Source organism: Paraburkholderia megapolitana (assembly GCF_007556815.1).
Taxonomy (GTDB): Bacteria; Pseudomonadota; Gammaproteobacteria; order Burkholderiales; family Burkholderiaceae; genus Paraburkholderia; species Paraburkholderia megapolitana.
In genome coordinates, this window is record NZ_CP041745.1 from 1,465,001 (window position 1) to 1,489,467 (window position 24,467).

The 24,467-nt window shown below is 60.3% G+C and carries 23 protein-coding genes, 2 rRNA genes and 2 pseudogenes (1 of these 27 cut by a window edge); 12 read left to right on the plus strand and 15 right to left on the minus strand.

What is annotated here, in order from left to right:
* A 23S ribosomal RNA gene (locus FNZ07_RS20005) occupies window positions 1-2,748 on the plus strand (it extends 133 nt beyond the left edge of the window).
* A gap of 193 nt (window positions 2,749-2,941) precedes the next feature.
* Window positions 2,942-3,055: ribosomal RNA gene (gene rrf, locus FNZ07_RS20010) — 5S ribosomal RNA — on the plus strand.
* Window positions 3,056-3,269: 214 nt separating this feature from the next.
* On the opposite strand, the pseudogene FNZ07_RS20015 reads toward rrf, so the two are convergent.
* Window positions 3,270-4,183 (minus strand): annotated as a pseudogene (locus FNZ07_RS20015) (dTDP-4-dehydrorhamnose reductase family protein).
* A gap of 17 nt (window positions 4,184-4,200) precedes the next feature.
* Window positions 4,201-4,416 (minus strand): heavy-metal-associated domain-containing protein, encoded by a 216-nt coding sequence (locus FNZ07_RS20020; RefSeq protein ID WP_091019153.1) that lies wholly within the window; start codon window positions 4,414-4,416, stop codon window positions 4,201-4,203.
* A 140-nt stretch (window positions 4,417-4,556) separates the two neighbouring features.
* On the opposite strand from FNZ07_RS20020, the gene cueR reads away from it, so the two are divergent.
* The 3 genes from cueR to FNZ07_RS20035 all read left to right on the plus strand — a co-directional run bounded on the left by cueR (window position 4,557) and on the right by FNZ07_RS20035 (window position 5,955).
* On the plus strand, window positions 4,557-4,979 hold the full coding sequence (gene cueR / locus FNZ07_RS20025) for a Cu(I)-responsive transcriptional regulator (protein ID WP_091019150.1): 423 nt from the start codon (window positions 4,557-4,559) through the stop codon (window positions 4,977-4,979).
* Window positions 4,980-5,273: 294 nt separating this feature from the next.
* Window positions 5,274-5,420, plus strand: coding sequence for a DUF3563 family protein (locus FNZ07_RS20030; protein WP_091019147.1), 147 nt, complete (start codon window positions 5,274-5,276; stop codon window positions 5,418-5,420).
* Between the two features lie 244 nt (window positions 5,421-5,664).
* Window positions 5,665-5,955: a hypothetical protein gene (locus tag FNZ07_RS20035; RefSeq protein ID WP_245811725.1), complete on the plus strand. Its 291-nt coding sequence runs from the start codon at window positions 5,665-5,667 to the stop codon at window positions 5,953-5,955.
* 86 nt (window positions 5,956-6,041) lie between these two features.
* Here FNZ07_RS20035 and FNZ07_RS20040 read toward each other — a convergent pair whose 3' ends face one another.
* Together FNZ07_RS20040 and FNZ07_RS20045 are read right to left on the minus strand one after the other, a co-directional pair.
* Complete coding sequence (locus FNZ07_RS20040; RefSeq protein ID WP_091019141.1) at window positions 6,042-6,887, minus strand: 23S rRNA (adenine(2030)-N(6))-methyltransferase RlmJ; 846 nt, start codon at window positions 6,885-6,887, stop codon at window positions 6,042-6,044.
* A gap of 184 nt (window positions 6,888-7,071) precedes the next feature.
* Entirely contained in the window at window positions 7,072-8,043 is a 972-nt protein-coding gene (locus FNZ07_RS20045) for a potassium channel beta subunit family protein (protein ID WP_091019139.1), read from the minus strand.
* Between the two features lie 246 nt (window positions 8,044-8,289).
* Here FNZ07_RS20045 and FNZ07_RS20050 point away from each other — a divergent pair, with 246 nt between their 5' ends.
* Window positions 8,290-9,540, plus strand: coding sequence for a DUF3734 domain-containing protein (locus tag FNZ07_RS20050; protein ID WP_091019138.1), 1,251 nt, complete (start codon window positions 8,290-8,292; stop codon window positions 9,538-9,540).
* A gap of 148 nt (window positions 9,541-9,688) precedes the next feature.
* Here the strand turns inward: FNZ07_RS20050 and FNZ07_RS20055 are convergent.
* Together FNZ07_RS20055 and FNZ07_RS33695 are read right to left on the minus strand one after the other, a co-directional pair.
* Window positions 9,689-10,887: pseudogene (locus FNZ07_RS20055) on the minus strand (amino acid aminotransferase).
* Window positions 10,888-10,941: 54 nt separating this feature from the next.
* The gene (locus FNZ07_RS33695; RefSeq protein WP_170275801.1) at window positions 10,942-11,112 is read right to left on the minus strand and encodes a hypothetical protein; all 171 of its coding nucleotides are present in this window, start codon (window positions 11,110-11,112) and stop codon (window positions 10,942-10,944) included.
* Between the two features lie 143 nt (window positions 11,113-11,255).
* Between FNZ07_RS33695 and uvrB the strand changes: the two genes are divergently transcribed.
* The 5 genes from uvrB (at window position 11,256) to FNZ07_RS20080 (ending at window position 16,777) form a co-directional block, all read left to right on the plus strand.
* The gene (gene uvrB / locus FNZ07_RS20060) at window positions 11,256-13,346 is read left to right on the plus strand and encodes an excinuclease ABC subunit UvrB (protein ID WP_091019133.1); all 2,091 of its coding nucleotides are present in this window, start codon (window positions 11,256-11,258) and stop codon (window positions 13,344-13,346) included.
* Between the two features lie 283 nt (window positions 13,347-13,629).
* A complete protein-coding gene (locus tag FNZ07_RS20065) occupies window positions 13,630-14,172 on the plus strand; it encodes an iron transporter (protein ID WP_091019131.1) in 543 nt (180 codons plus the stop codon).
* An 18-nt stretch (window positions 14,173-14,190) separates the two neighbouring features.
* Complete coding sequence (locus FNZ07_RS20070; RefSeq protein ID WP_091019127.1) at window positions 14,191-14,526, plus strand: cupredoxin domain-containing protein; 336 nt, start codon at window positions 14,191-14,193, stop codon at window positions 14,524-14,526.
* 20 nt (window positions 14,527-14,546) lie between these two features.
* The gene (locus FNZ07_RS20075) at window positions 14,547-15,377 is read left to right on the plus strand and encodes an FTR1 family iron permease (RefSeq protein ID WP_091019125.1); all 831 of its coding nucleotides are present in this window, start codon (window positions 14,547-14,549) and stop codon (window positions 15,375-15,377) included.
* Window positions 15,374-16,777: a 4Fe-4S binding protein gene (locus FNZ07_RS20080; protein WP_091019122.1), complete on the plus strand. Its 1,404-nt coding sequence runs from the start codon at window positions 15,374-15,376 to the stop codon at window positions 16,775-16,777. Before FNZ07_RS20075 ends, FNZ07_RS20080 begins: the two co-directional genes overlap by 4 nt.
* 249 nt (window positions 16,778-17,026) lie before the next feature.
* Here FNZ07_RS20080 and hemP read toward each other — a convergent pair whose 3' ends face one another.
* The 4 genes from hemP to FNZ07_RS20100 form a co-directional block, all read right to left on the minus strand.
* Complete coding sequence (hemP, locus tag FNZ07_RS20085; RefSeq protein ID WP_091019120.1) at window positions 17,027-17,296, minus strand: hemin uptake protein HemP; 270 nt, start codon at window positions 17,294-17,296, stop codon at window positions 17,027-17,029.
* Between the two features lie 182 nt (window positions 17,297-17,478).
* On the minus strand, window positions 17,479-17,961 hold the full coding sequence (locus tag FNZ07_RS20090; RefSeq protein ID WP_091019118.1) for an SRPBCC family protein: 483 nt from the start codon (window positions 17,959-17,961) through the stop codon (window positions 17,479-17,481).
* 58 nt (window positions 17,962-18,019) lie between these two features.
* Window positions 18,020-18,418, minus strand: a complete 399-nt coding sequence (locus tag FNZ07_RS20095; protein ID WP_091019115.1) for an OsmC family protein — start codon at window positions 18,416-18,418, stop codon at window positions 18,020-18,022.
* Window positions 18,419-18,647: 229 nt separating this feature from the next.
* A complete protein-coding gene (locus FNZ07_RS20100) occupies window positions 18,648-19,520 on the minus strand; it encodes a pirin family protein (RefSeq protein ID WP_091019113.1) in 873 nt (290 codons plus the stop codon).
* Between the two features lie 123 nt (window positions 19,521-19,643).
* Between FNZ07_RS20100 and FNZ07_RS20105 the strand changes: the two genes are divergently transcribed.
* Window positions 19,644-20,624 (plus strand): LysR family transcriptional regulator, encoded by a 981-nt coding sequence (locus FNZ07_RS20105; protein WP_091019111.1) that lies wholly within the window; start codon window positions 19,644-19,646, stop codon window positions 20,622-20,624.
* A 343-nt stretch (window positions 20,625-20,967) separates the two neighbouring features.
* Here FNZ07_RS20105 and FNZ07_RS20110 read toward each other — a convergent pair whose 3' ends face one another.
* The 5 genes from FNZ07_RS20110 to murI form a co-directional block, all read right to left on the minus strand.
* Window positions 20,968-21,387 (minus strand): ExbD/TolR family protein, encoded by a 420-nt coding sequence (locus FNZ07_RS20110; protein WP_091019109.1) that lies wholly within the window; start codon window positions 21,385-21,387, stop codon window positions 20,968-20,970.
* Window positions 21,388-21,403: 16 nt separating this feature from the next.
* Window positions 21,404-22,135, minus strand: coding sequence for a MotA/TolQ/ExbB proton channel family protein (locus tag FNZ07_RS20115; protein ID WP_091019106.1), 732 nt, complete (start codon window positions 22,133-22,135; stop codon window positions 21,404-21,406).
* A 25-nt stretch (window positions 22,136-22,160) separates the two neighbouring features.
* Window positions 22,161-22,874, minus strand: a complete 714-nt coding sequence (locus tag FNZ07_RS20120; RefSeq protein WP_091019105.1) for an energy transducer TonB — start codon at window positions 22,872-22,874, stop codon at window positions 22,161-22,163.
* Window positions 22,875-23,123: 249 nt separating this feature from the next.
* Complete coding sequence (locus FNZ07_RS20125) at window positions 23,124-23,360, minus strand: (2Fe-2S)-binding protein (protein ID WP_091019103.1); 237 nt, start codon at window positions 23,358-23,360, stop codon at window positions 23,124-23,126.
* Between the two features lie 172 nt (window positions 23,361-23,532).
* Window positions 23,533-24,414 carry a glutamate racemase gene (gene murI, locus FNZ07_RS20130; RefSeq protein WP_091019101.1) on the minus strand — a complete coding sequence of 294 codons (882 nt, stop codon included), beginning with the start codon at window positions 24,412-24,414 and terminating at the stop codon, window positions 23,533-23,535.
* Between the last annotated feature and the right edge of the window lie 53 nt (window positions 24,415-24,467).

Genomic DNA, 24,467 nt, shown 5'->3' on the forward strand with positions numbered 1-24,467 from the left:
CCTAATGGAGTATCCGTAGCTGAATACATAGGCTACGTGAAGCGAACGCGGTGAACTGAAACATCTAAGTAACCGCAGGAAAAGAAATCAACCGAGATTCCCAGAGTAGTGGCGAGCGAAATGGGATCAGCCTGTACTCTTTATCTTCGTTGTTAGCTGAACGCTCTGGAAAGTGCGGCCATAGCAGGTGATAGCCCTGTAAGCGAAAACAGTGAGGAAGAACTAGGTGTACGACAAGTAGGGCGGGACACGTGAAATCCTGTCTGAAGATGGGGGGACCATCCTCCAAGGCTAAATACTCGTGATCGACCGATAGTGAACCAGTACCGTGAGGGAAAGGCGAAAAGAACCCCGGGAGGGGAGTGAAATAGATCCTGAAACCGCATGCATACAAACAGTCGGAGCCTCGCAAGGGGTGACGGCGTACCTTTTGTATAATGGGTCAGCGACTTACATTCAGTGGCAAGCTTAACCGATTAGGGCAGGCGTAGCGAAAGCGAGTCCGAACAGGGCGATTCAGTCGCTGGGTGTAGACCCGAAACCAGGTGATCTATCCATGGCCAGGATGAAGGTGCGGTAACACGTACTGGAGGTCCGAACCCACTAACGTTGAAAAGTTAGGGGATGAGCTGTGGATAGGGGTGAAAGGCTAAACAAACCTGGAAATAGCTGGTTCTCTCCGAAAACTATTTAGGTAGTGCCTCGTGTATCACCTTCGGGGGTAGAGCACTGTCATGGTTGAAGGGTCCATTGCGGATTACTTCGCCATAGCAAACTCCGAATACCGAAGAGTGCAATCACGGGAGACAGACATCGGGTGCTAACGTCCGGTGTCAAGAGGGAAACAACCCAGACCGCCAGCTAAGGTCCCGAAATATGACTAAGTGGGAAACGAAGTGGGAAGGCTAAAACAGTCAGGAGGTTGGCTTAGAAGCAGCCATCCTTTAAAGAAAGCGTAATAGCTCACTGATCGAGTCGTCCTGCGCGGAAGATGTAACGGGGCTAAGTCATATACCGAAGCTGCGGATGCACATTTATGTGCATGGTAGGAGAGCGTTCCGTAAGCCTGCGAAGGTGCATTGAAAAGTGCGCTGGAGGTATCGGAAGTGCGAATGCTGACATGAGTAGCGATAAAGGGGGTGAAAGGCCCCCTCGCCGTAAGCCCAAGGTTTCCTACGCAACGTTCATCGGCGTAGGGTGAGTCGGCCCCTAAGGTGAGGCAGAAATGCGTAGCTGATGGGAAGCAGGTCAATATTCCTGCACCGACGTGAAATGCGATGGGGGGACGGATCGCGGAAGGTTGTCCGGGTGTTGGAAGTCCCGGTCGCTGCATTGGAGAAGGCACTTTGGCAAATCCGGGTGCGCAATTCAAGGGTGTGGCGCGAGCTCCTTCGGGAGCGAAGCAACTGGAAGGGGTTCCAGGAAAAGCCTCTAAGCTTCAGTTTCACGTTGACCGTACCGCAAACCGACACAGGTGGGCGAGATGAGTATTCTAAGGCGCTTGAGAGAACTCGGGAGAAGGAACTCGGCAAATTGGTACCGTAACTTCGGGATAAGGTACGCCCCTGTAGCTTGACTGGCCTGCGCCAGGAGGGTGAAGGGGTTGCAATAAACTGGTGGCTGCGACTGTTTAATAAAAACACAGCACTCTGCAAACACGAAAGTGGACGTATAGGGTGTGACGCCTGCCCGGTGCCGGAAGATTAAATGATGGGGTGCAAGCTCTTGATTGAAGTCCCGGTAAACGGCGGCCGTAACTATAACGGTCCTAAGGTAGCGAAATTCCTTGTCGGGTAAGTTCCGACCTGCACGAATGGCGTAACGATGGCCACACTGTCTCCTCCCGAGACTCAGCGAAGTTGAAGTGTTTGTGATGATGCAATCTCCCCGCGGCTAGACGGAAAGACCCCATGAACCTTTACTGCAGCTTTGCATTGGACTTTGAACCGGTCTGTGTAGGATAGGTGGGAGGCTTTGAAGCGTGGACGCCAGTCTGCGTGGAGCCGTCCTTGAAATACCACCCTGGTTTGTTTGAGGTTCTAACCTTGGCCCGTTATCCGGGTCGGGGACAGTGCATGGCAGGCAGTTTGACTGGGGCGGTCTCCTCCCAAAGTGTAACGGAGGAGTACGAAGGTACGCTAGGTACGGTCGGAAATCGTGCTGATAGTGCAATGGCATAAGCGTGCTTAACTGCGAGACCGACAAGTCGAGCAGGTGCGAAAGCAGGTCATAGTGATCCGGTGGTTCTGTATGGAAGGGCCATCGCTCAACGGATAAAAGGTACTCTGGGGATAACAGGCTGATACCGCCCAAGAGTTCATATCGACGGCGGTGTTTGGCACCTCGATGTCGGCTCATCTCATCCTGGGGCTGTAGCCGGTCCCAAGGGTATGGCTGTTCGCCATTTAAAGAGGTACGTGAGCTGGGTTTAAAACGTCGTGAGACAGTTTGGTCCCTATCTGCCGTGGGCGCTGGATATTTGAAGGGGGCTGCTCCTAGTACGAGAGGACCGGAGTGGACGAACCTCTGGTGTACCGGTTGTCACGCCAGTGGCATCGCCGGGTAGCTATGTTCGGAAGAGATAACCGCTGAAAGCATCTAAGCGGGAAACTCGCCTTAAGATGAGATATCCCCGGGGCTTCGAGCCCCTTGAAGGGTCGTTCAAGACCAGGACGTTGATAGGTCAGGTGTGGAAGCGCAGTAATGCGTTAAGCTAACTGATACTAATTGCCCGTAAGGCTTGATCCTATAACAGGTGTGTTTTACGTCATGAGTTAGTGCTTCAGCACTTACTCAGGACCACCCCGAACGGGGGCAAGACACCACCGGTTGAGATCAGTGTTGTGCACGATACGCACAACCCCAAACGAGAGGCTTCCTCTCAACTACTTCTTCCAGATTGGCTGTAGCGCCCTCAAAGGCGACACAGCAACAAGTCATGCCTGATGACCATAGCGTGTCGGTACCACCCCTTCCCATCCCGAACAGGACCGTGAAACGACTCCACGCCGATGATAGTGCGGATTGCCCGTGTGAAAGTAGGTAATCGTCAGGCTCCTCATGCTGCAAGACAAGACCCCGCCCTCAACCAGCGGGGTCTTGGCGTTTACCGTACCAAGTTTAGTAGCGTACAACCGCACGCGTCTCATGCCTTGCCGGACGACGCCCCCCAGTACTTCACCCCGGGGGCGGCCATCGTCCCAGGTTGCCGTTCACTCATCTCTACGCACGCAACCGAAATACCCCGCACACAGCGCGAGCGTCAACTCTCAAGTCTCGATATCCCTGTTCCATGGGAATTTCGTCAGTATCTGTCTGATCGCCACATCGAAGGATGTACGGCGACCGATACCCAAACTCTCCAGACGACTCGAATCCAGATGGCAGTCACGTGGCCGAGGTGTTGAGTCAACTGGCGTCGTCTGGCGAATCAGATTGGCGTTCAGTTGCAGCGCGTCGGCGAGACGCACCGCGATATCGTGTTTCGTCATGGGTTCATCACCCGACCACTGCGCGATGCCGCAGATACCCTCTCCGCGCGAATGTCGCGTGAGCAACTGCTTGATGACAAACGCGACGTCGGGTGTATAGGTTGGGTAACGGATCGCCCACGCGTCCATGACAGCGGACGCAGCGTCCGCTGATGCCGCAATCGCCGGCACAAGGCTAGTCACTGCCGATTCCTGCCAGTCGACAATCGGCCCATAAAGCAGCGGCAAACGCAGCACGCAACCTTTCCTGGCGGTATCGAGCAGCGCGCGCTCACCTTCCTCTTTGCTCCGGCCGTAAGCGTTGATCGGCGACGGTGAATCATCACAACGATAGGGCGGCCGGGTACCGTCGAAAACATAATCGGTCGAGATAGACAGGGTCCACGCGCCGACCCGGTTGGCCGCCGTCGCCACTGTACGCACAGCATCGACATTCAACGCGCGCGCCTGTAGAGGTTCGAGTTCGCACACATCGGGGCGACGCTCCGCGGCCGCAATCACAATCGCATCCGGGGCTTCGCGCTCCACAAACTGCGCTACGGCCCGGCATCTCGAATGTCGAGAGAAATCATGTGCGCGGCTGTGCGCCGGAATGCAGTCGGGATGACCCGCCAGTCGTGCTCACGCGCGAGTTCATCGATGACCGCACGTCCAAGCAGACCCGAAGCGCCAATGATCGCAACGGTGAACATTCAGCTTCGTTCCTCGATCAGTTTGCCGTGGCTTGCGTGTCGACCACGACGTAGCCGGCGTCGGCGATCGCAGCCTTCAATACATCCGGCGTCTGTTGCGAATCGACTGCAACGCGACCGGCCGCGAGGTCCACACGCACACCGGCTGTAGCGTCCTGCTCGCGGATCGCCTCGGTAACGGCTGCCACGCAATGCTGGCAGCTCATGCCTTCAACCTTGAATTCGACGGTCATCGAATAACCTCATGAAAATAGAAATAGACATGGAGACACGGCGAGTGGCGCACATCTGATTTGCCGATCTCCGGAACAACCATACACCTTCCTACCGTGGGAAGGTGTAGCATAAAAACGGTCGATTGGAGGAGAGAGCGATGAATATCGGTGAGGCAGCACGCGAGTCAGGCGTCACAGCAAAAATGATCCGTTACTACGAGAGCGTTGGACTTCTGAGCGCCAAAGGGCGTACGGCAGCGGGCTACCGCATTTACAGTGCGCCGGAGGTTCACTCGTTGCGTTTCATCCGTCAAGCGCGCCGTCTTGGCTTTCTGGTCGAGGATATTCGCAAGTTGCTGGCGCTCTGGCAAGACCGCTCGCGCGCGAGCGCCGAGGTGAAGTCGATTGCACTTGAACATGTGACCGAGCTCGATCGCCGAATTGCGGAACTGACCGAAATGCGCGACACGCTCGCCCACCTTGCCGCGCATTGTCACGGCGATTCGCGGCCGGATTGTCCGATTCTCGAGCGACTGGCCAATACAGCGGCAATGCCCGTAGCGGGCTGTCACGCCGATTGAGGGTGCGGTGCAACCCAATCGATAGAGCGTTGCAACCGCGCAACGCAAATGCGCTATGTTGGTGCGCATTCTAGACAAAATTTCCACACCAACTGCTTGAAGTAAATCAACATTCTTTGAAATCAACAACTTGGTGGGAGAAAAACCCTGCACCATTCCAAAACGGAATGCACATCAGTCGAGCATTTCACTAGCAAAACAACATCGGAAGGCTATAATGCGGGTTAACCCTTTTAAGGGAAATCCCTGATGATATTTCCACCAGGGGTTCATACTGATCCTTGGAGAAACATCATGATTGCCTACGTTGTTGAAAAATTGAGCAACTGGTTTGAATCTGCTGAACGTAACCGCCGCGAGGCTTATCTGGCGTCGTCGACCGACATCGTCCAGCTTGAGCAACGCATCCGTTCGCTCGAAACCAGCGGCTACTCGCTGTAAGCACATCTGCTCGCGAGCGGCGCTTGTTGCCGCGCGGCAGTGAAGCCTGGAAGCCCCGCCACGTGCGGGGCTTCGTCATATCTGGAACCTGTGAATCTCACGTCGCCGCGTATTGTTCTAGCCTGAACCTGGCCACCAGGGGTAAGGTAAGGCGTTTTCGACGGCACCCCATATATCACTGGTTATCCGGTTCGCTATGATCCCGATCCGCTTGCTTCGTCTTTTGCCGACTTCCCTTACCGCCATGGCGGCTCTGACCGCACAGGTAGCGTTCGCGCTATCGACGGGCGGAGGACAGCCATTGATCCTCGATACGCAGAAAGGCATTAGCGATGGGCAAAGCGGCACCGTGCTGCAAACCGCGCCGCTTTCGCATGCGCGCATCGTTGAGGCGCAACCCATTGCAACGCCGACGGAACTCGCGCCCAATGCGTCGCCGCCGGTTATCGTTGCGCCCTATATCGAGTTGCCGACGGGCACCCAGCCGCAGTCGACTTCGAAACCACGCCTGCGGATTCCATCGTCGCCGCAATAGAGCAGTGTTCCGGCTGGCGCAGATCGCGCATCAAGATCGAAGTGTCGTTCGCCACATCGAAAGACGCCGCAACAATCCCAACACCCTCAATCGCCGCGATGCTCGATCTTGAACTGGGCCGCTGCATCCAGACCCAGCGCATCGACGAGCCACGGCAGCGTCTCTTTCATCGCTTTTGCCAGCGTGTACGGCGGATTCAGGATGAACATGCCGCTGCCAAAGAGTCCGAAACCGTCTGTGGGCGGTTTGCCGATCGTCAGGGAGACGTGCAGCCAGTTGCGCTCCTGCAGACGTTTCAACTGATCGGGGAAGCGTTGCGACTCGAGGCGCGTGACCTGCGGATACCAGACCGCATAGGTACCGTTCGCAAAACGCCGCAAGCTCTCTTCGACACAGACAAGCGCCCGGTGATAGTCGCGCTTGTCCTCGTACGAAGGATCGATCAGCACCAGTGCACGACGGGGTGGGGGAGGCAGCAGCGCCTTAATGCCCTCGAAACCATCGCCGGAATAGAGCAGCGCCCGGCGACCGGCATCGCGGAAGTTGTGGCGTAGCACGTCGATCTCGGTGCTATGCATTTCGAACAACCGCATGCGGTCCTGCTCGCGCATCAGGCGCCATGCAAGATAAGGCGAGCCCGGGTAATAGCGCAGCTGGCCGTCGGCATTGAGCGCCGCGACTTCATTCACATACTCGGCAAGCACGGGCGGCAGGTCCTGGCGCGCCCACAGTTTCCCGATGCCGGTTTCGAATTCGGCGGTCTTCGTCGCGTAGCCTTCCTTCAGCGAATACACGCCCGCGCCGGCGTGCGTATCGATGTACCAGTACGACTTGTCTTTCTGCTCGAGATAGCGCAGCAATTGCACGACGATCGCGTGTTTCAGGACGTCGGCGTGATTTCCTGCATGAAAGGCATGGCGGTAGCTGAGCATGGTTTCGCGTGAAGCGGGCGTAAAACGATGAATCGGAGGTGTCGGCGGATCTTCGCGGCATCTGTCATGTCGCGGGACCGCCGCCGCGTACTTCGGTGCGGCCGCGTATTGTACGCGACACGCACCGGCGTCCTGCACCGGCGAGCTTCAGCGAACGCTAACGCCACTGCTCGCACATCGCGCGCTATGCCTCTGTATCGCCAACGATCTCCTCGATCTTCAGCTTGAGCTCCGGCGTGATTTTTGCGGCGACATCCAGTGCCTTCATGTTCTCGGCGATCTGCTCCACGCGCGAAGCACCGGTAATCACCGTGCTCACATTGGGATTCTTGAGAATCCACGCGATAGCCAGTTGCCCCACCGAACAACCGAGTTCGTCCGCCACGCTGCCGAGTTTGCCGACCACATCGTTCTTGCCGGCGTCGGTGACCTGCTTGCGCAGCCAGTCGTAGCCCTGCAATTGCGCGCGACTGTCGGCGGGCACGCCGTTACGGTATTTGCCGGTCAGCAAACCCGATGCAAGCGGGCTCCACGTGGTCAGACCAAGCCCGATGTCTTCATAGAGCCGCTTGTATTCCTGCTCGACGCGCCGGCGATGGAACAGGTTGTATTGCGGCTGCTCCATGACAGGTTTGTGAAGATGATGCCGTTCCGCGATTTCGTAAGCGGCACGGATCTCATCGGCGCTCCACTCCGAGGTTCCCCAGTACAGCGCCTTGCCATGCGAAATCATGTCGCTCATCGCCCAGACCGTTTCTTCGACAGGCGTGTTCGGATCGGGCCGGTGGCAGAACACGAGATCGACGTAGTCGAGTTGCAGGCGTTTCAGCGAGGCATCGATTGCGTTGAGCAGGTACTTGCGGTTCAGCGTGTGATACTGGTTGGGCGCTTCATTCAATCCCCAGAAGAACTTGGTGGACACGATGTAGCTGACACGCGACCACCCCAGCTCCTTCAGTGCGTGGCCCATGATTTCCTCCGACTGGCCGCTCGCATAGACCTCGGCGTTGTCGAAGAAATTGACGCCCGCATCGCGCGCCGCCGCAAGCGATTCGCGGGCGGCACCGCGGTCGACCTGATTGCCGTACGTGACCCATGAGCCGATGGACAGCTCGCTGACTTGCAGGCCGGAGCGGCCGAGTCGCCGGTAATTCATTCGCGTCTCCTTCGAAAGTAATCGATCGCAATCCGACAGCTTAATCCGATCCGCACGAGTCTGCGGGACCACGGGGTCGCGCAGCGCAGGTTAGCGCCGCGTCGTGCGTGCTTCATGCACAATGACAGCCGTGGTTGCGACCTTGCATTCTTCTGAACGGCCTCGCCCGGTCGTTCTGTCATCGTGAGTCATGGCGGGTAGATTGACTAACGCGAGCTGCACGGACAGGTGAAAAGGAGCATCGTAATGACGCGAAACAACACCGGACAGGCACGCGCGAGCGCGCGCGACGGAAATAGCGAGGCGCCCGCAAAGGCAAAAGCGCAGGCGACCGGCAAAGCCCGATCGATCGCCCCCGTCGATCTGCCGAAGTACGAATCGATCGCGCTGATGCTCCAGGGCGGTGGCGCACTGGGCGCCTATCAGGCCGGTGTGTACCAGGGGCTCGACGAAGCAGGCATCCGGCCAACCTGGCTCGCGGGTATTTCGATCGGCGCGTTGAATACCGCGATCATTGCCGGCAACGCGCCCGAGCATCGCGTGGCACGCCTGCGGGAGTTCTGGGAAACGATCTGTCAGCCGGCATTTGGGCCGCCGTTGCCGCCGTTCGTCGAGCACGCACTGTTCAATTCCACCGATGCCGTGCGCAAGGCTTTCACGGCGATGCAGGCGATGGGTGCGATCGTCGAAGGACAGAAGGGCTTTTTCGTGCCGCGCTTTCCGCCGCCTTTGCCGAGTGTCTCCGGGTCTCCGCAAACCGCCAGCTATTACGACACCACGCCGCTCAAGGCGACGCTCGAGCGCCTGTGCGATTTCGGCCGGATCAACGCGCGCGAATTGCGTGTGTCGGTCGGTGCGGTGAATGTCGGCACGGGCAATTTCGCTTACTTCGACAACACTCGCATGACGCTGCGCGCCGAGCACTTCATCGCGTCCGGTGCATTGCCGCCTGGTTTTGCCGCGGTGGAGATCGACGGCGAGTACTTCTGGGACGGCGGCCTGATGTCGAATACGCCGCTCTACGAAGTGGTTCAGACGACGCCGCGTCAGGACACGCTCGCGTTCCAGGTCGACTTATGGAGTGCGCTCGGGCCGGTGCCGGAGAGCATCACCGACGTCCAGGGGCGCATGAAGGATATCCAGTATTCGAGCCGCACGCGGTTAGTCACCGACATGCTGCAACGCTCGCAGCGTTTTCGTCATGTGCTGCGCGAGGTGCTCGACCGGGTCGCGCCCGAGCATCAAGACGACCGCTGGTGCAAAGTCGCGGAGGATCTCGCGTGTTCCAAACGATATAACGTGATCCACCTGATATACCGGCAGAAAGAATACGAAGGGCAGTACAAGGACTACCAGTTCGGCCTGTCGACGATGCGCGAGCACTGGGACAGTGGTCTCCAGGATATTCGCCGTTCGCTCGCGCAGCCCGGGTGGCTTGCGTTACCCGATAACGATGCGGGTTTCGTCACACACGATATTCATCGCGATGCCCGCTGAGCGTTCACCGACACAAGCGATTCGAACCGCAAAAAAGTAACGGCGCTCCACAGGGAGCGCCGTCTTTACGATCGCATGCAGACTGACCGGACCGTTTCGTTGTACCGCAGACACGCGGACAGAACTGGCCCTGCAGTTGCAAGACGCGTTACTTCAAAACCTGCGCAATCGCACCAGCGACCACATCGAGGTTGCGCGTGTTGAGCGCTGCAACGCAGATGCGCCCCGTGCCAACCGCGTAGATACCGAACTCTTCGCGCAGACGATCCACCTGTGCGGAGGTCAATCCCGAGTACGAGAACATACCGCGCTGCGCATTGACGAAGCTGAAGTCGCGCGCCACACCGGCCGCCTGCAGACGTTCGACCAGACCATTACGCATCGCACGGATACGGTCGCGCATTTCGCCGAGTTCCGCTTCCCACGTCGCGCGCAGTTCCGGCGCAGCAAGTACGGCTGCGACGACAGAACCGCCGTGCGTCGGCGGATTCGAGTAGTTCGTGCGGATCACGCGCTTCAACTGCGACAGGACGCGAGTGGCTTCTTCCTTGCTGCCGGTGATGATCGACAGTGCGCCGACGCGCTCGCCGTACAGCGAGAACGACTTCGAGAACGACGACGAGACGAACACGTTCAGTTCGGAAGCCGCGAACAGGCGCACCGCGTCTGCATCTGCATCGATGCCGTCGCCGAAACCCTGATACGCGATGTCGAGGAACGGGACCAGTTCGCGCGTCTTGACGACGTCGACGATCTGCTTCCACTGGTCTGCGGTGAGATCGACGCCGGTCGGGTTGTGGCAGCACGCGTGCAACACGACGACCGTGCCCGCGGCATAGCTGTTCAGTGCCTCGAGCAGGCCGGCGAAATTCACGCCGTGGGTTGCGGCGTCGTAGTACGGGTACGACACGACGTCGAACCCGGCGCTTTCAAACAGCGCGCGGTGATTTTCCCAGCTCGGGTCGCTGATTGCGACTTTGGCGGCCGGGTTCAGCCGCTTCAGGAAGTCCGCACCGATTTTCAGCGCGCCTGTGCCGCCCAGCGCTTGCGCCGTCACGACGCGGCCCGCGGCGATCAGCGCCGAATCGTTGCCGAGCAGCAGCTTTTGCACCGCGGCGTCGTATGCCGCAATCCCTTCGATCGGCAGGTAGCCGCGCGGCAGCGCCGCTTCGACACGAGCCTTTTCCGCGTCGCGCACGGCGCGCAGCAACGGGATCTTGCCTTCTTCGTTGGTATAGACGCCCACGCCCAGGTTCACCTTGGTTGTGCGCGCATCGGCGTTGAAGGCTTCGTTCAGGCCCAGGATAGGGTCGCGGGGGCGAGTTCGACGGCGGAAAAGAGAGACATGATGGTTCGGCAGTAGTGAGAAGAAGGGCGGCTTCACGCGCGACCGGCCCGCTGTCAGCCGGTGAAACGGCGATCGGGCGGTGGCGCAAACACACAGCCCGCCATTGTATCGAATCCTGGCGGTTTTTCGGCCCGCGCCGCGCTGCCAGGCGGGTTTTTGCGGCAAAAAAGCGCGTTCAGCGTGCATTGGCGTTTAAGTGCCGGATCGAGGCGCGGCGCCATCATGAAAGGGTCCGTCTGGCAGCGAACAGCGGATTCCACAAGGCACCTCCTGCCAGCGTACTGACAGCAGACCAGCCGCATGCGCGGCTCGCGGCTGGCCGAAACGCTAGAATAGTCCTTTGCTCCCGCTGAGGACGCTGCTCCCCATGTCCGATCACCACCTGTCCGAAGCTGACAACGCCCTCGACGAGTCGAAATTCGTCACGTTCGAAGGCTCGCCGTTCCAGCTGTATCAACCGTATCTGCCCGCCGGCGATCAACCGACCGCGATCGCAACGTTGGTCGAAGGCATCGAGGATGGCCTGTCGTACCAGACGTTGCTCGGCGTGACGGGCTCGGGCAAAACCTTCACGATGGCCAATACGATCGCGCGGCTCGGCCGTCCGGCCATCGTTTTCGCGCCGAACAAGACGCTCGCCGCGCAGCTGTATTCGGAGTTTCGCGAGTTCTTTCCGCGCAACGCCGTCGAGTACTTCGTTTCGTACTACGACTACTACCAGCCGGAAGCGTACGTGCCGCAGCGCGACCTGTTCATCGAAAAGGATTCGTCGATCAACGAGCACATCGAACAGATGCGGCTGTCGGCGACGAAGAGCCTGATGGAGCGACGCGACGTCGTGATCGTGGCGACCGTGTCGGCGATCTACGGTATCGGCAATCCGTCCGAATACCACAAGATGATTCTGACGCTACGCACAGGCGACCGCATCGGTCAGCGCGACATCATCGCGCGGCTGATCGCCATGCAGTACACGCGCAATGAAGCCGACTTTCAGCGCGGTGCGTTTCGCGTACGCGGCGACACCATCGATATCTTTCCCGCCGAACACGCGGAAATGGCGGTGCGCCTCGAACTATTCGACGACGAAATCGAAACGCTGCAACTGTTCGATCCGCTGACGGGTCGCGTACGGCAGAAAATCCCGCGCTTCACGGTGTACCCATCGTCGCACTATGTGACGCCACGTGACACGGTGATGCGTGCCGTCGAAACGATCAAGACCGAACTGCGCGATCGGCTCGAGTTCTTTCATCGCGACAACAAGCTGGTGGAAGCGCAACGCCTCGAACAGCGCACGCGTTTCGATCTCGAGATGCTGCAGGAACTGGGCTTCTGCAAGGGCATCGAGAATTACTCGCGGCACTTTTCGGGCGCGGCGCCCGGCGAGCCGCCGCCTACGCTCGTCGATTACCTGCCGGGCGATGCCCTGATGCTGCTCGACGAATCGCACGTGCTGATCGGCCAGTTGAACGGCATGTACAACGGCGACCGCGCGCGCAAGGAAAACCTCGTCGATTATGGTTTCCGGCTCCCGTCCGCGCTCGACAACCGGCCGCTCAAGTTCAACGAGTTCGAGCGCAAGATGCGCCAGGTCGTGTTCGTCTCGGCGACGCCGGCGGACTATGAGAAGAAGACCTCGGGGCAGGTTGCCGAGCAACTGGTGCGCCCAACAGGTCTCGTCGATCCGGAGATCGAAGTGCGTCCAGCGACGAGCCAGGTCGACGATGTGCTCTCCGAAATCAACGAACGCGTGAAGGTCGGCGATCGCGTGCTGGTGACGGTGTTGACCAAGCGCATGGCCGAACAGCTGACCGAGTTCCTGGCGGATCACGGCGTCAAGGTGCGTTATCTGCATAGCGACATCGATACGGTGGAGCGGGTCGAGATCATTCGCGATCTGCGGCTCGGTACCTTCGATGTGCTGGTCGGGATCAACCTGTTGCGCGAAGGGCTCGATATTCCGGAAGTGTCGCTCGTTGCGATTCTGGATGCGGACAAGGAAGGTTTTCTGCGCGCCGAGCGTTCGCTGATCCAGACGATCGGCCGTGCCGCGCGCAACATCAACGGCAAGGCGATTCTGTACGGCGACAAGATGACCGATTCCATGCGCCGCGCGATCGACGAGACCGAACGCCGGCGCACGAAGCAGATCGCGTTCAACGTGGAAAACGGCATTACGCCGCGCGGGGTCGTGAAGCGGATCAAGGACATCATCGATGGCGTGTACAACGTCGATGAAGCGCGCGCCGAACTGAAGGAGCAACAACAGCGCGCGAAGTTCGAAGACATGTCCGAGAAGCAGCTCGCGAAGGAACTCAAGCGGCTCGAGAAGCAGATGATGGAGCACGCGAAGAATCTCGAATTCGAAAAAGCCGCCCAGGCACGCGACCAGCTCGCGCTGCTGCGTGAACGCGTATTTGGGGCAAACGTCGGCGACCATCTGACGGGTATCTAGCCAGGCTCATCGGGTCGCAGCGAAAGCCGACGAAAGTATTACGCAGCGCCGCCCGGCGCTGCGTTCCCGACACGCCAATCCATCTTCATTCCAACGCCGGAGCCTTGTCCGCACAGGGATCCGCACGCCCACGATATTTGTTTGGCATCAGTAAGGATGCTAGAATCGCCTTACTATTGAGAATGGGTCGCATTAACGTTCTTCGACGTTTCTTCCCGCGTTTCCCATCTTTGCCGCCCATGGCCGTTGCGTGGTTTCTGTCAGATAAAAATCAGGAGTTTCAATGCGTTTTTCTTCGTTTTTGCGTGGCGGCGTCATGGCCGTCGCAGCAGCTGTTGCGGTCTCGGCTACCGCCGCCGAATTCCCGATCGGCAAACAGCAGATCCAGGGCGGCATGGAGATCGGTGCGGTCTATCTGCAGCCCATCACGATGGAGCCGGAAGGCATGATGCGCAAGGCGTCGGACTCCGACGTCCATCTCGAGGCCGACATTCACGCAGTGAAGAACAACCCGACCGGTTTCGCCGAAGGCGACTGGATGCCGTACCTGCAGGTTCGCTATGAACTGTCGAAGGGCAACTGGTCGCAAAAGGGCGATTTGATGGCGATGGTGGCGAGCGACGGCCCGCACTATGGCGACAACGTCAAGCTCGCTGGTCCCGGCAAGTATCACCTGAAGCTGATCGTCGAACCGCCGATGCAGATGGGCCACATGGCGTTCGGCCGTCACGTCGACAAGGAAACTGGCGTGGGTCCGTGGTTCAAGCCGTTCACGCTCGAGTATGACTTTGCGTATGCGGGCATCGGCAAAAAAGGCGGCTACTGATCGCGGCAGGAAGGCTCAATGAGAATCAACCGAAAGATCGCGCTCTTCGCAATGGCGACATCGCTTGCAGCAGGCGCAGCGCATGCTGCCGACCTGCCCACGTTCAAGCTGGAAATGAACGACGGCAAGTTGAATCCGGCGCGTATCGAAGTGCCGGCCGGGCAGCGTATCAAGATCGAAGTGCGCAACACGGGCAAAGGCGCCGCCGAATTCGAAAGCGTGCAGTTGCGCAAGGAAAAGGTACTCGCGCCTGGTGCCGAGTCGTTTGTCGTGATCGCGCCGCTGTCGCCGGGAGAATACAAATTCTTCGACGACTTTCATCAGCAGGCGCAGGGCGTGATCGTCGCGAAGTAGCGCGTAGCAGGAGAAATTCGATGGGTCAGGTGTTGTTCATCGTGTGGCGGGAAAGCGTCGAGGCGCTGCTCGTCGTCGGCATCCTGTATGCGTGGCTGAAAAACGGCGATGCCGAGGCGCGGCGTGGGTTGCCGTATCTGTGGGCCGGCGTCGCAGTGGGCATACTCGCGGCGATCGCATTGGGTGCGGCACTCGTCGGTTTCACCGAAGTGCTGTCCGGCGACACACAGGATTATTTCCAGACCGCGATGGTGCTGATCGCATGCGTGCTGATCGTGCAGATGGTGCTGTGGATGAAGCAGCACGGCCGCACGTTGAAGCGCGACATGGAGCAGTCGTTGCAGCAGAGTACCCGCGACGCGAACTGGTGGGGCGTGGCTGTACTGGTTGCGCTCGCCATCGCGCGCGAGGGCAGTGAAACGGTCATCTTTCTGTATGGCCTCGGGTTCGGGCAGTCGGGGCATATCGCCAGTAGCCAGATTCTTGCCGTATTGATCGGCCTTGGTCTTGCGTTTCTCACGTTCTATCTGTTGCAGCTCGGCGGCAAGCTGTTCTCGTGGCGGCACTTTTTCCGCGTGACCGAGATCATGCTGCTGTTGCTCGGCGCAGGGCTGTTCCAGACCGGCGTCGACAAGTTGATCGACAAGGAACTGCTGCCGACCATCGTCGATCAGGTATGGAACACGTCGGCGCTGCTCGACGACTCCAGCACATTCGGTTCGCTCGTTGCGACGCTGACCGGATATCGCGCGCATCCGGCGTTGATGAACCTGATCGCGTATGCGGTGTACTGGGCAGTCGTCTATCTGCTGATTCGTCGCGCGTCGCGAACCGCCGGGCGCGCGGTATGACGAGCGTGTCCGTCCGTGCGGGCCGCCTTGCCGGAGCTGGCCAATGGATGCAGCGCCATGGTTCTGCTATCCGCGGTATCCAGTGGGTGGTGGTGGCGGTCTACGCGTTCCTGATCCTCGTGCCGGCCTTTACGCCGCGACCCGACGACAGCGCGCATCTGTGGAACAACCTCACGCTCGCGGCGCAATTCGTGTTCTGGGGCATCTGGTGGCCGTTCGTGCTGCTGTCGATGGTGCTGCTCGGGCGCGTCTGGTGCGGTGTGCTGTGTCCGGAAGGCACGCTCGCGGAGTTCGCGAGCAAGTACGGGCGCGGTCTCGCAATTCCACGCTGGATGCGCTGGGGCGGCTGGCCATTCGTCGCGTTCGGACTGACGACGATCTACGGCCAGATGGTCAGCGTCTATCAATATCCGAAAGCGGTGCTGCTGGTACTCGGCGGCTCGACGCTTGCGGCGATGATCATCGGTTTGCTGTATGGGCGCGAGAAGCGCGTCTGGTGCAAGTACCTGTGCCCCGTGAACGGCGTCTTTTCGCTTCTCGCGCGGCTCGCGCCGTTCCACTACAAGGTCGATGAAGCCGCATGGCGGCGCTCGTATAAGGAAGGCGAGCACGGACACCGCGTGGTGCCAATCAACTGCGCACCGCTCGTGCCGCTGCGTAACATGAAGGGCGCCGCTGATTGCCACATGTGCGGCCGCTGCGCCGGTCATCGCGACGCGGTGGCGCTGACGTGGCGCACGCCGTCGACAGAAGTCGTCGAACTCGGCGACAAACAGGCCAGCGCGTGGGACACCGCGTTGATCGTGTACGGGCTGCTTGGCATCGCAATCGGCGCGTTTCACTGGACTGCATCGACCTGGTTCGTCGAACTGAAAACCTTGCTCGCGACCTGGCTTATCGATCGCGACATCATGTGGCCGCTCGATACCAACGCGCCGTGGTTCCTGTTCACCCACTACCCGGATCAGAACGACGTCTTTTCGTGGCTCGACGGCACGATGGTGATCGGCTACATCCTCGCGACAGCGGCGGTCTACGGCACGGCGCTGCTCGCGTTGCTCGCCGGAGCGACGCGTATGCTCGGCCGCTTCGATGCGCTCAGATTGCATCATCTCGCGCAGGGGTTGATTCCGCTTGCTGGCGCCGGCGTGTTCCTCGGTTTGTCCGCGACGACGCTGTCGCTGCTGCGCGCGGAACATGTGCCGCTATGGTGGGCTACCGATCTGCGCATCGCCATTCTCGTCGTGGCGAATCTGTGGAGCGCATGGCTTGCGTGGCTCGTCACGCGTCGCTACAGCGTACGGCTATGGTCGCGTAGTCTGGCGATGGTGTGGTTCATGGCCGCGCTGGCGGTTGTCGATAGCGCGTGGTGGTTGATGTTCTGGGGCTGGTCGCGCTGATCCCATCCAAAACAAAAGCCGTGCGATGAATCAAGGTCATCGCACGGCTTATTCGCTACGTAATCATCGATCGCGATACACGCCAGGTGGGCGTGACGCGCACTGCAGTGAGAACCAAAAAAGCGGCCTGGCTGGCTGCGACGGCTGGCTTGGTGTCTGCACGAAGGGGTCTAATTCTCACGTGCAAGCCGTCGTGGCTGGCTAAAGCCTAACACCTCTCGAGGAGGTGGTCCCCACAATACCCGGTACTTACTTCGTCAAAATGAGCTTGCCCAGACGCGTGGCACGCAACTGGTAGGTCTCGCCGTTATGCATGATGCTGATGTGACTGCGGCCTTGCAGCAGCGTGTCACTGCGAACTACACGATCGGTCGAGTCGGACGGTTGGCTGCCCCGTACGGCGGTCGACGCGGTGCTTGCCGTGGTCGATACCGCTGGTGCTGCAGCCTTCGGTCTGCTGGTCAGCGCGGCGGTCGGTCGGCGCAGGCTAAGCGTGGAGGAGCGCGTCAGATCAGTCATTCGTTCCATCGGTTTGTCGATTCGATGGAATTGATTCTAAATGATAATCGTTCGTATTAACAAGAAAAGGAATTCATCGAGAACGATTTTCGATAGTGACAGGCTGTTGACGTCGATTCAGGTGGGGCGCGCCGCGAGCCTGTACTGTGCGGAAGCGCCGGGGCGGGGCGCCTCCGGCAACCTCAATGCAGCGCGTCCGGGTTCTTGCGCGTCTGTACGTACTGGCGGATCAACCGCACCGTATCGATATCGGACTCGCGATACGCCGACTTGACGATCTCCTCGGTCTGCCGCGCATCCTGATCCTCGGAGACGGGCAGCGTCGTCTTGTATTCGAAGCGCAGGAACAATTGCTTGTCGTCAGGCTGCTCGATCGTCATGGTCAGCGAGCCGCCGACATACGTTTCCGTCGGGAGGATGTCGTAGCGCACGCTCTGGTTATGCTCTAGCGTCACGCGGTCGCGCACCGTGGCCTGGCCATAGTGCAGTTCGCGATCGAGCGTGCTGTCGGTGCGCGAGACGATCGTGCAGCTATCGAGGCCCAGCACGAACAACTGCGGCTGCTCGGCGCGCAGCACGAGCCCCTCCCAGAGTTCGTCGCGGGTCATCGTGTCGACATACGGATTCGACGGGTCGTTGATCTGGATCAGGTGTTCGAAATTCAAAACGGCGGCTTCCTTTTAAGGCGCGGGATTCTGTCGGTATAGCGGACGCAGGCTCGCGTCACGCGACGGCAAGGCCGGTACGGATCGCGATCGGACGGCTCAGGATCTTGTGGACCGGGCAGGCGTTGGCGATCTGCAGCAACCGTTCGCGCTGTTCGTCCGACAGATCGCCTTCCAGTACGATCTTGCGATCGATTGTCGAGCCTGTGTCACCGGTTTCGATCGAGAGCGTCACGTGCACGTTGTCGAGCGGCCAGCCTTTGCGTTGTGCGTACATCTTCAGTGTGATCGACGTACACGCACCGAGACTCGACAGCAACAAATCGACCGGCGATGGACCGCGATCACCGCCGCCAACCGATTCGGGTTCGTCGGCGAGCCAGCTATGTTTGCCGTCGTCGAGGACGACCTGAAAATTTGCCGACCCGGTGTGTGCGGTGACGGTGGACCCTGACATGGACGCTCCTGGACGGGGAGTGGGTTGGCCGCGAGTGACGGCGCGAGACGGTATTGTGAACGAATTCTCCGGCGAACGAATCCGGTCGCAAACGGATGGTGCGGCACCCGCATTGCACGCGACGATCTTCCACGGCGAAATGCAAAGGGCGTCGCGAGCCTGAACGACCCGCGACGCCCTTCGTGCCGCCACGCAATCAACGCGCAACCAACGCGCGATCAATACGCAATCAATGCGTAATCTGCCCCATCCGGCCAGCCTGATAATCAAGCACTGCCTGACGGATTTCCGCCTCGGTATTCATCACGAACGGACCGTAACGGACGACCGGTTCTTTCAGCGGCACCCCGCCGAGCAGCAACACCTCGAGCGGCTCAACACCGGCAGCAAACGTCACGGTGTCGCCGTCGTCGTTGAACACGACCATCTGACGCGCTTCGATCTCGTGCCGCTCTTCGCCATACATCCCCTTGCCGGACAACGCATACGCAAACACCCGGTAGTCGTGCGGCACGGCGTGCACGATGCTCGCGCCCGGCTGCAACGTGAAGTGCTGATACAGGATCGGCGTGCGCGTTTCGATTGCGGCCTTGACGCCGAGCGCTTCGCCCGCGATGACCTTCACGCGCACCAAGCCGTCCGGCGATGTGGCGACCGGAATCTGCGCGGACGGAATTTCCTGATAACGCGGAGCGATCATCTTGTCCTCGCGCGGCAGGTTGACCCACAGCTGTACGCCATGCACGCGCCCGCCCGTGCGATTGAATTCCGGATCGGGCATTTCGCTGTGCACGACACCTGCGCCTGCCGTCATCCATTGCACATCGCCGGCGCGCAGCGTGCCGGAATGGCCCGCCGAGTCTTTATGGCCGAACTGGCCCTCGAGCGCGTAGGTCACCGTTTCGAAGCCGCGATGCGGGTGATCCGGGGCGCCTTTCGCTTCGCCGGGCGCGTAATCGATCGGGCCCATTTCATCGAGCAGCAGAAACGGATCGAAATCCATCAGCAGACGGGTCGGGAACGGGCGATGAACGATAAAACCGCCGCCTTCCGTCGTACGAACGGCTGGAAACGTACGGTCGATCGTGCGGGTCGTGGTCATCAGGGGCACCTTAAAAGATTGAGGAATAGCGTCATTTCTGAAACATAGAGCTATTATAGGGACCGTTTTTCACGGTTCCAGCCACCTGTTCGCAATGGATTGTTCTATCAGTGGAACGATGAAATGAAGATCGATTCGCATAACCTGAACGACCTGATGTACTTTTCGCAGGTCGTCGAACACGGCGGGTTCTCCGCCGCCGAGCGGGTGCTCGGCATCTCCAAGTCCCGTCTGTCGCGGCGCCTGACGGAGCTTGAAGGGTCGCTCGGCGTACGTCTGTTGCAGCGCTCCACGCGCAAGCTGGCGCTCACCGAAGCGGGGCAACTGTTTTACCAGCACTGTCAGGCGATGCTGTCGGAGGCGCAGGCGGCGGTCAACGTCGTGCAGCAACTGCGTTCGTCGCCGCGCGGCTCAGTGCGGGTCAGCGTGCCGATCACTGTGTCGCAGACGATCATGACGCAGATCCTGCCGGAATTCATGCACCGCTACCCGGAAGTGCGTGTCGTGATGCGTGTGACCAACCGGGTCGTCGACCTGTTCGAAGATTCGATCGATGTCGCCTTGCGCGTGCGCTCGGAACCGCCGCAGAGTGCGAACATCGTCGTGCGGCCGTTGTGGCGCACACAGCAGATGCTGGTCGGCGCGCCGAGCCTGCTGAACCAGAATGCGCCGCCGCTGGTGCCCGCCGACCTGACCCGCTTCGAAACGCTCGACGTGTCGACCGGCGACGGCCGGCATGTGTTCAACCTGATTTCGCCGGACGGCATTCGCCACGCGCACGAGCATGAACCGCGCCTGGTGAGCGGCGATCTGATGCTGATTCGCGAGGCCGCGCTCGCGGGCGTCGGTATCGCCGCGTTGCCCGAGATGATGTACGGTGCGGCGCTAAGAAGCGGCAAGCTGTCGCCGGTGATGCCCGGCTGGACCTTGCCCGTGCCGCAGCTGTATGCGGTGTTCCTGTCCCGCCAGGGCATGGTGCCGGCGGTGCGCGCCTTCGTCGATTATCTGGTCGAAATGCTCGATCCCGACATCGGCAAGCACATTACAGGCGAGTGTCCGGACTCCGACGCAGTGCGTGCTGTGCAGCAAGCGGTCGCGCTTTGAGCGAGTTGCATCGCTTTTGACATTGAAGCGCCGCCTGCAATGAGTACTTTCAATGGCGGTTTGCTTGAATGCGCGTGCGAGCCGACCTATATTGAAATCCCTTTCGCTGAAGAGTCACTTGAGCGAAACCTCATGGCCGCTATCTATAGCGAGCCTGATAGGGCTGAACGCGCTGTCCGTGTCGATCACGGCTGTCGCATGTGGTGTCTCCGGCTACTCTAATGGCAAGTGAACCCGCCGCCCGAATGCGCCGCGTGCGCACAAAAAAAGGCCTTCATCTGGCGATGAAGGCCTTTTACTTTGGGCCGCGAAAAGCGGTGTTTTCGCTTGTCATGAGCGTGCGTTACTGCTTCGGCTCGGTGACGAAACCCATCTTCGTCAGACCGCCTGCCTGCGCCGCGGACATCACTTCGGCCACCGCCTCATAGGGCACCTTGCGGTCGGCGTTCAGATGCAGTTCCGGTTGCGGCGTCATCTTCGCGGCAGCAGCGATCTTCTCGCGCAACGCGGCGTCGTCGACCTTCTGCTCGTCCCACAGCACCGTGCCGTCGGCTTGCACCGAAACATTCACCTGAGTCGGCTTTGTGTCTTCTTTCTGGCTGCTCGCATGCGGCAGGTCGATTTTCACCGCGTGGCGGATCGCGGGAATCGTCACCATGAAGACGATCAACAGAACCAGCATGACGTCGACGAGCGGCGTCATGTTGATTTCGTTCATCAGGCCATCGTCTTCGTCGTTGGCGAAGGGGCTCGTCATTGCCATCGGAATGCCTCGCGGATCAGTGGGTGCGCGTCGCGAGACGCAGACCGTCGCCGCGCTTCGACGACGACAGACGCGCGCCGGTCACGAAGAATGCATGCAGACCGTGTGCGAAGCGATTCAGCTTGCTGACGATCGCCTTGTTCGCACGCGTCAGCGCGTTGTAGCCGAGCACCGCGGGAATCGCGACGAACAGACCGAAGGCCGTCATGATCAGCGCTTCGCCAACCGGGCCGGCGACCTGATCGATCGACGTCTGGCCGCTTGCACCGATGCTCAGCAGCGCGTGATAGATGCCCCACACCGTACCGAACAACCCGACGAACGGCGCCGTACTGCCGATCGATGCGAGTACGGCCAGGCCGCTCTGCATACGCGCGATGCTTTCGTCCATCGTGTCCTTCAGGCAGCGCGTGACCCAGTCGGAGACGTCCATGCGATCGTGCAGATGCGGCTGCGTCTGATGATGGTGATCGGCGGCTTCCTGGCCCGACAGGGCGAGCGCGAGAAACGGATTGTCCTGGGGCTTCGATGCATGGGCGCCGAGTTTGTTGACGCCGTCGGCGAGATCGTCGGAATGCCAGAAGGCCTGCTCGGCGTTGCGCGTGAGGCGGTTCAGGCGCACCACGTTCCAGCTCTTGATGACGATCACCGTCCACGACAGCACCGACATGATCACCAGCGCAAGGGCGATGCCCCGCGTGACGAAATCCCCTTGCGCCCATACGTGGGCGATACCGTAGTTTTGCATTGCCATTCCTTGAGTGAAATCTACCTCAGTCCTTGAGTCCGAAATCGAAGGGCTGCGTGTACGTTGCCAGAACCGGCTCGCCGTTCTCCAGATAGGGCTTGCAGGTGCTCGCTCTCATCGCATCGAGCGCGGCATCGTCAAGGCGGCTGTAGCCGCTGCTCTTCTTCAACTCGATGTTCTGGATCTTGCCGGTCAGGCCCACGACGAACTTGACGTACGCGGTGCCGCTTTCGCCACGACGCGCCGACAGCGGCGGGTAGTCGGGCTGAACCATCCGGCAGTCGAGGTGCGAGACGTCTTTCGGTGCACTCAGCGCCATCGTCGGACGCGCTGCAACAGGTGCCGGCGGCGCGACCGGCGCAGCGGGCGCAGGTGGCTGCGGTACGGGCGCCGGCGTGGTGATCGCGTGCTCGGACGGAGCGACCGCCTGGGGCAATGGCTTCGGAACCGGGCGCGGCTGCACCTTCGGCTTGAGGTGCGGCACCGGCGGCGTGGGCTTGGGCGGTTCGATCGACTGGATCGCGGCAGGTGCTGCGACCGCGGCGGGAGGCAGCAGTTCGGCGGTGATGGCCGGCGATTCGATTGGACGCGAGAGCGGTTCGTTACGTACCGTCAGCACGACGGCGAGCAACACAACGTGAATCGCGAGGACAACAGTCGTCGCGATGGCTGCACGGGAATTCATTCGGAAGGGAGCGACCGGTGGGGCACCGGCCTGTACGGAATGTAATGCCTGCATGTTAGCGTGAGTAAGCGCCGTCGATGCAGCGAGTCAGGCAAGGCAGCGTCATGTTCGGAATATCAGCAGCGAAATGCATAAGGTGGTCACGAAACCGATCAGCAATTCCATCTCGAACTCCTTGAGGGTGAGAACGGTAGCTGGCTGGTGCACGACTGGCTTGCTGACAGGTGGTGAAACGAAACAACGAAACGGTTGCTTGCGAATGGCTCGCGGTACAGCGTGCGTGGCCGGCCGCAGGATACTGGGTCAGGCGGCCTTGCGTTCGTAAAACGTGAGCGGAGCCACGTGCGTGTGGTGCTCGACACCGCAGCGGCTCGCGCAGGCACCCGATTGCGCCATTACATCGCGCACCGACTCTTCGCACTTGCCGCAGCACGTAGCGACGCCGAGCTCGAATTGCAGCTCGTCGAACGAGTCGACGCCCTCTGCGATCGAGGCACGAATTTTCCGGTCGGACACAGACTTGCACACGCAAACGATCATGGCGATACGCGATAGTGAACGTTAATGCGAATTATTATCAATTATGTTCGGTGCATTTGGCAAGCGTCCGCTACGGATTTTTGTAACAAAACCAGTCGGTTACCAGGGTTTTCCGGCCGGCCCGGACGGGTGTGAATCTGCGTGGGCCGGCGGCAAGTGCCGTGCTACGGGGCTAGGCGGGTAGGGAGTCGGGCGCGGCGGTGCGGCGGGAGGGGATCAGAACCTGCTCGACCGGGACGTCGAGATTCAGCAGGCTGGCGGTCATTTGCCGCAGGTGGGCGCCGTCGCTGGTGGAATGAAGGCGCGGCAGGGGGACGGTTTCGCCCGCGGCGGGCGGCGCCGCGCGCAGGCCTTGCTGATCCAGGATGCGTTCCAGTTGTCGCGCAATGGCGACGCTCGTATCGATCAGCTGGAGCCGCTCGCCGACGATATCGCGGATCAGCGTGTCGAGAAACGGGTAATGAGTGCAGCCGAGCACCAGCGTATCCGCGCCGGCGTCCAGCATCGGTTGCAGATAGCCGTCCAGCAGCGCGCGCAATTCCGCCGATCCAACGTCGCAACGTTCGATTGCCTGCACGAGCCCATGGCCCGGCTGGCAGAGGAAACGGCAGTCGGCGGCATAGCGTTCGAGCAGCGCCTGAAAACGCGCGCTGCGCAGCGTGACCTGGGTGGCGAGCACGCCGGCGACCCGCGTCTTCGATTGCAGCGCTGCGGGCTTTACACCCGGTTCGACGCCGATCAGCGGGACGGGCAGCTTTTCGCGCACCATCGAAATGGCTTGCGAGGTCGCCGTGTTGCAGGCGACCACGAGGGCTTTCGCACCTTGCGCGACCAGCCACTGGCAGACTGCGAGCGTGCGGTCGGCGATGAAGTCGTCGTCGCGTTCGCCGTAGGGCGCATAGAGCGAGTCGGCGGCGTAGACGATTGCTTCGTTGGGCAGTAGCGTACGCACCGCGCGCAGCACCGACAGGCCGCCCAGGCCGGAATCGAAGATTCCGACCGGCATACGTGTGGCGGCGAGCGAGGGGAGGACGGCGGCTTCGGTGGAGGTCATCGGGCGGGGCAGCGAGTCGTGAACGCGGCGAGCGTGCGTCGGATAGCGCACGC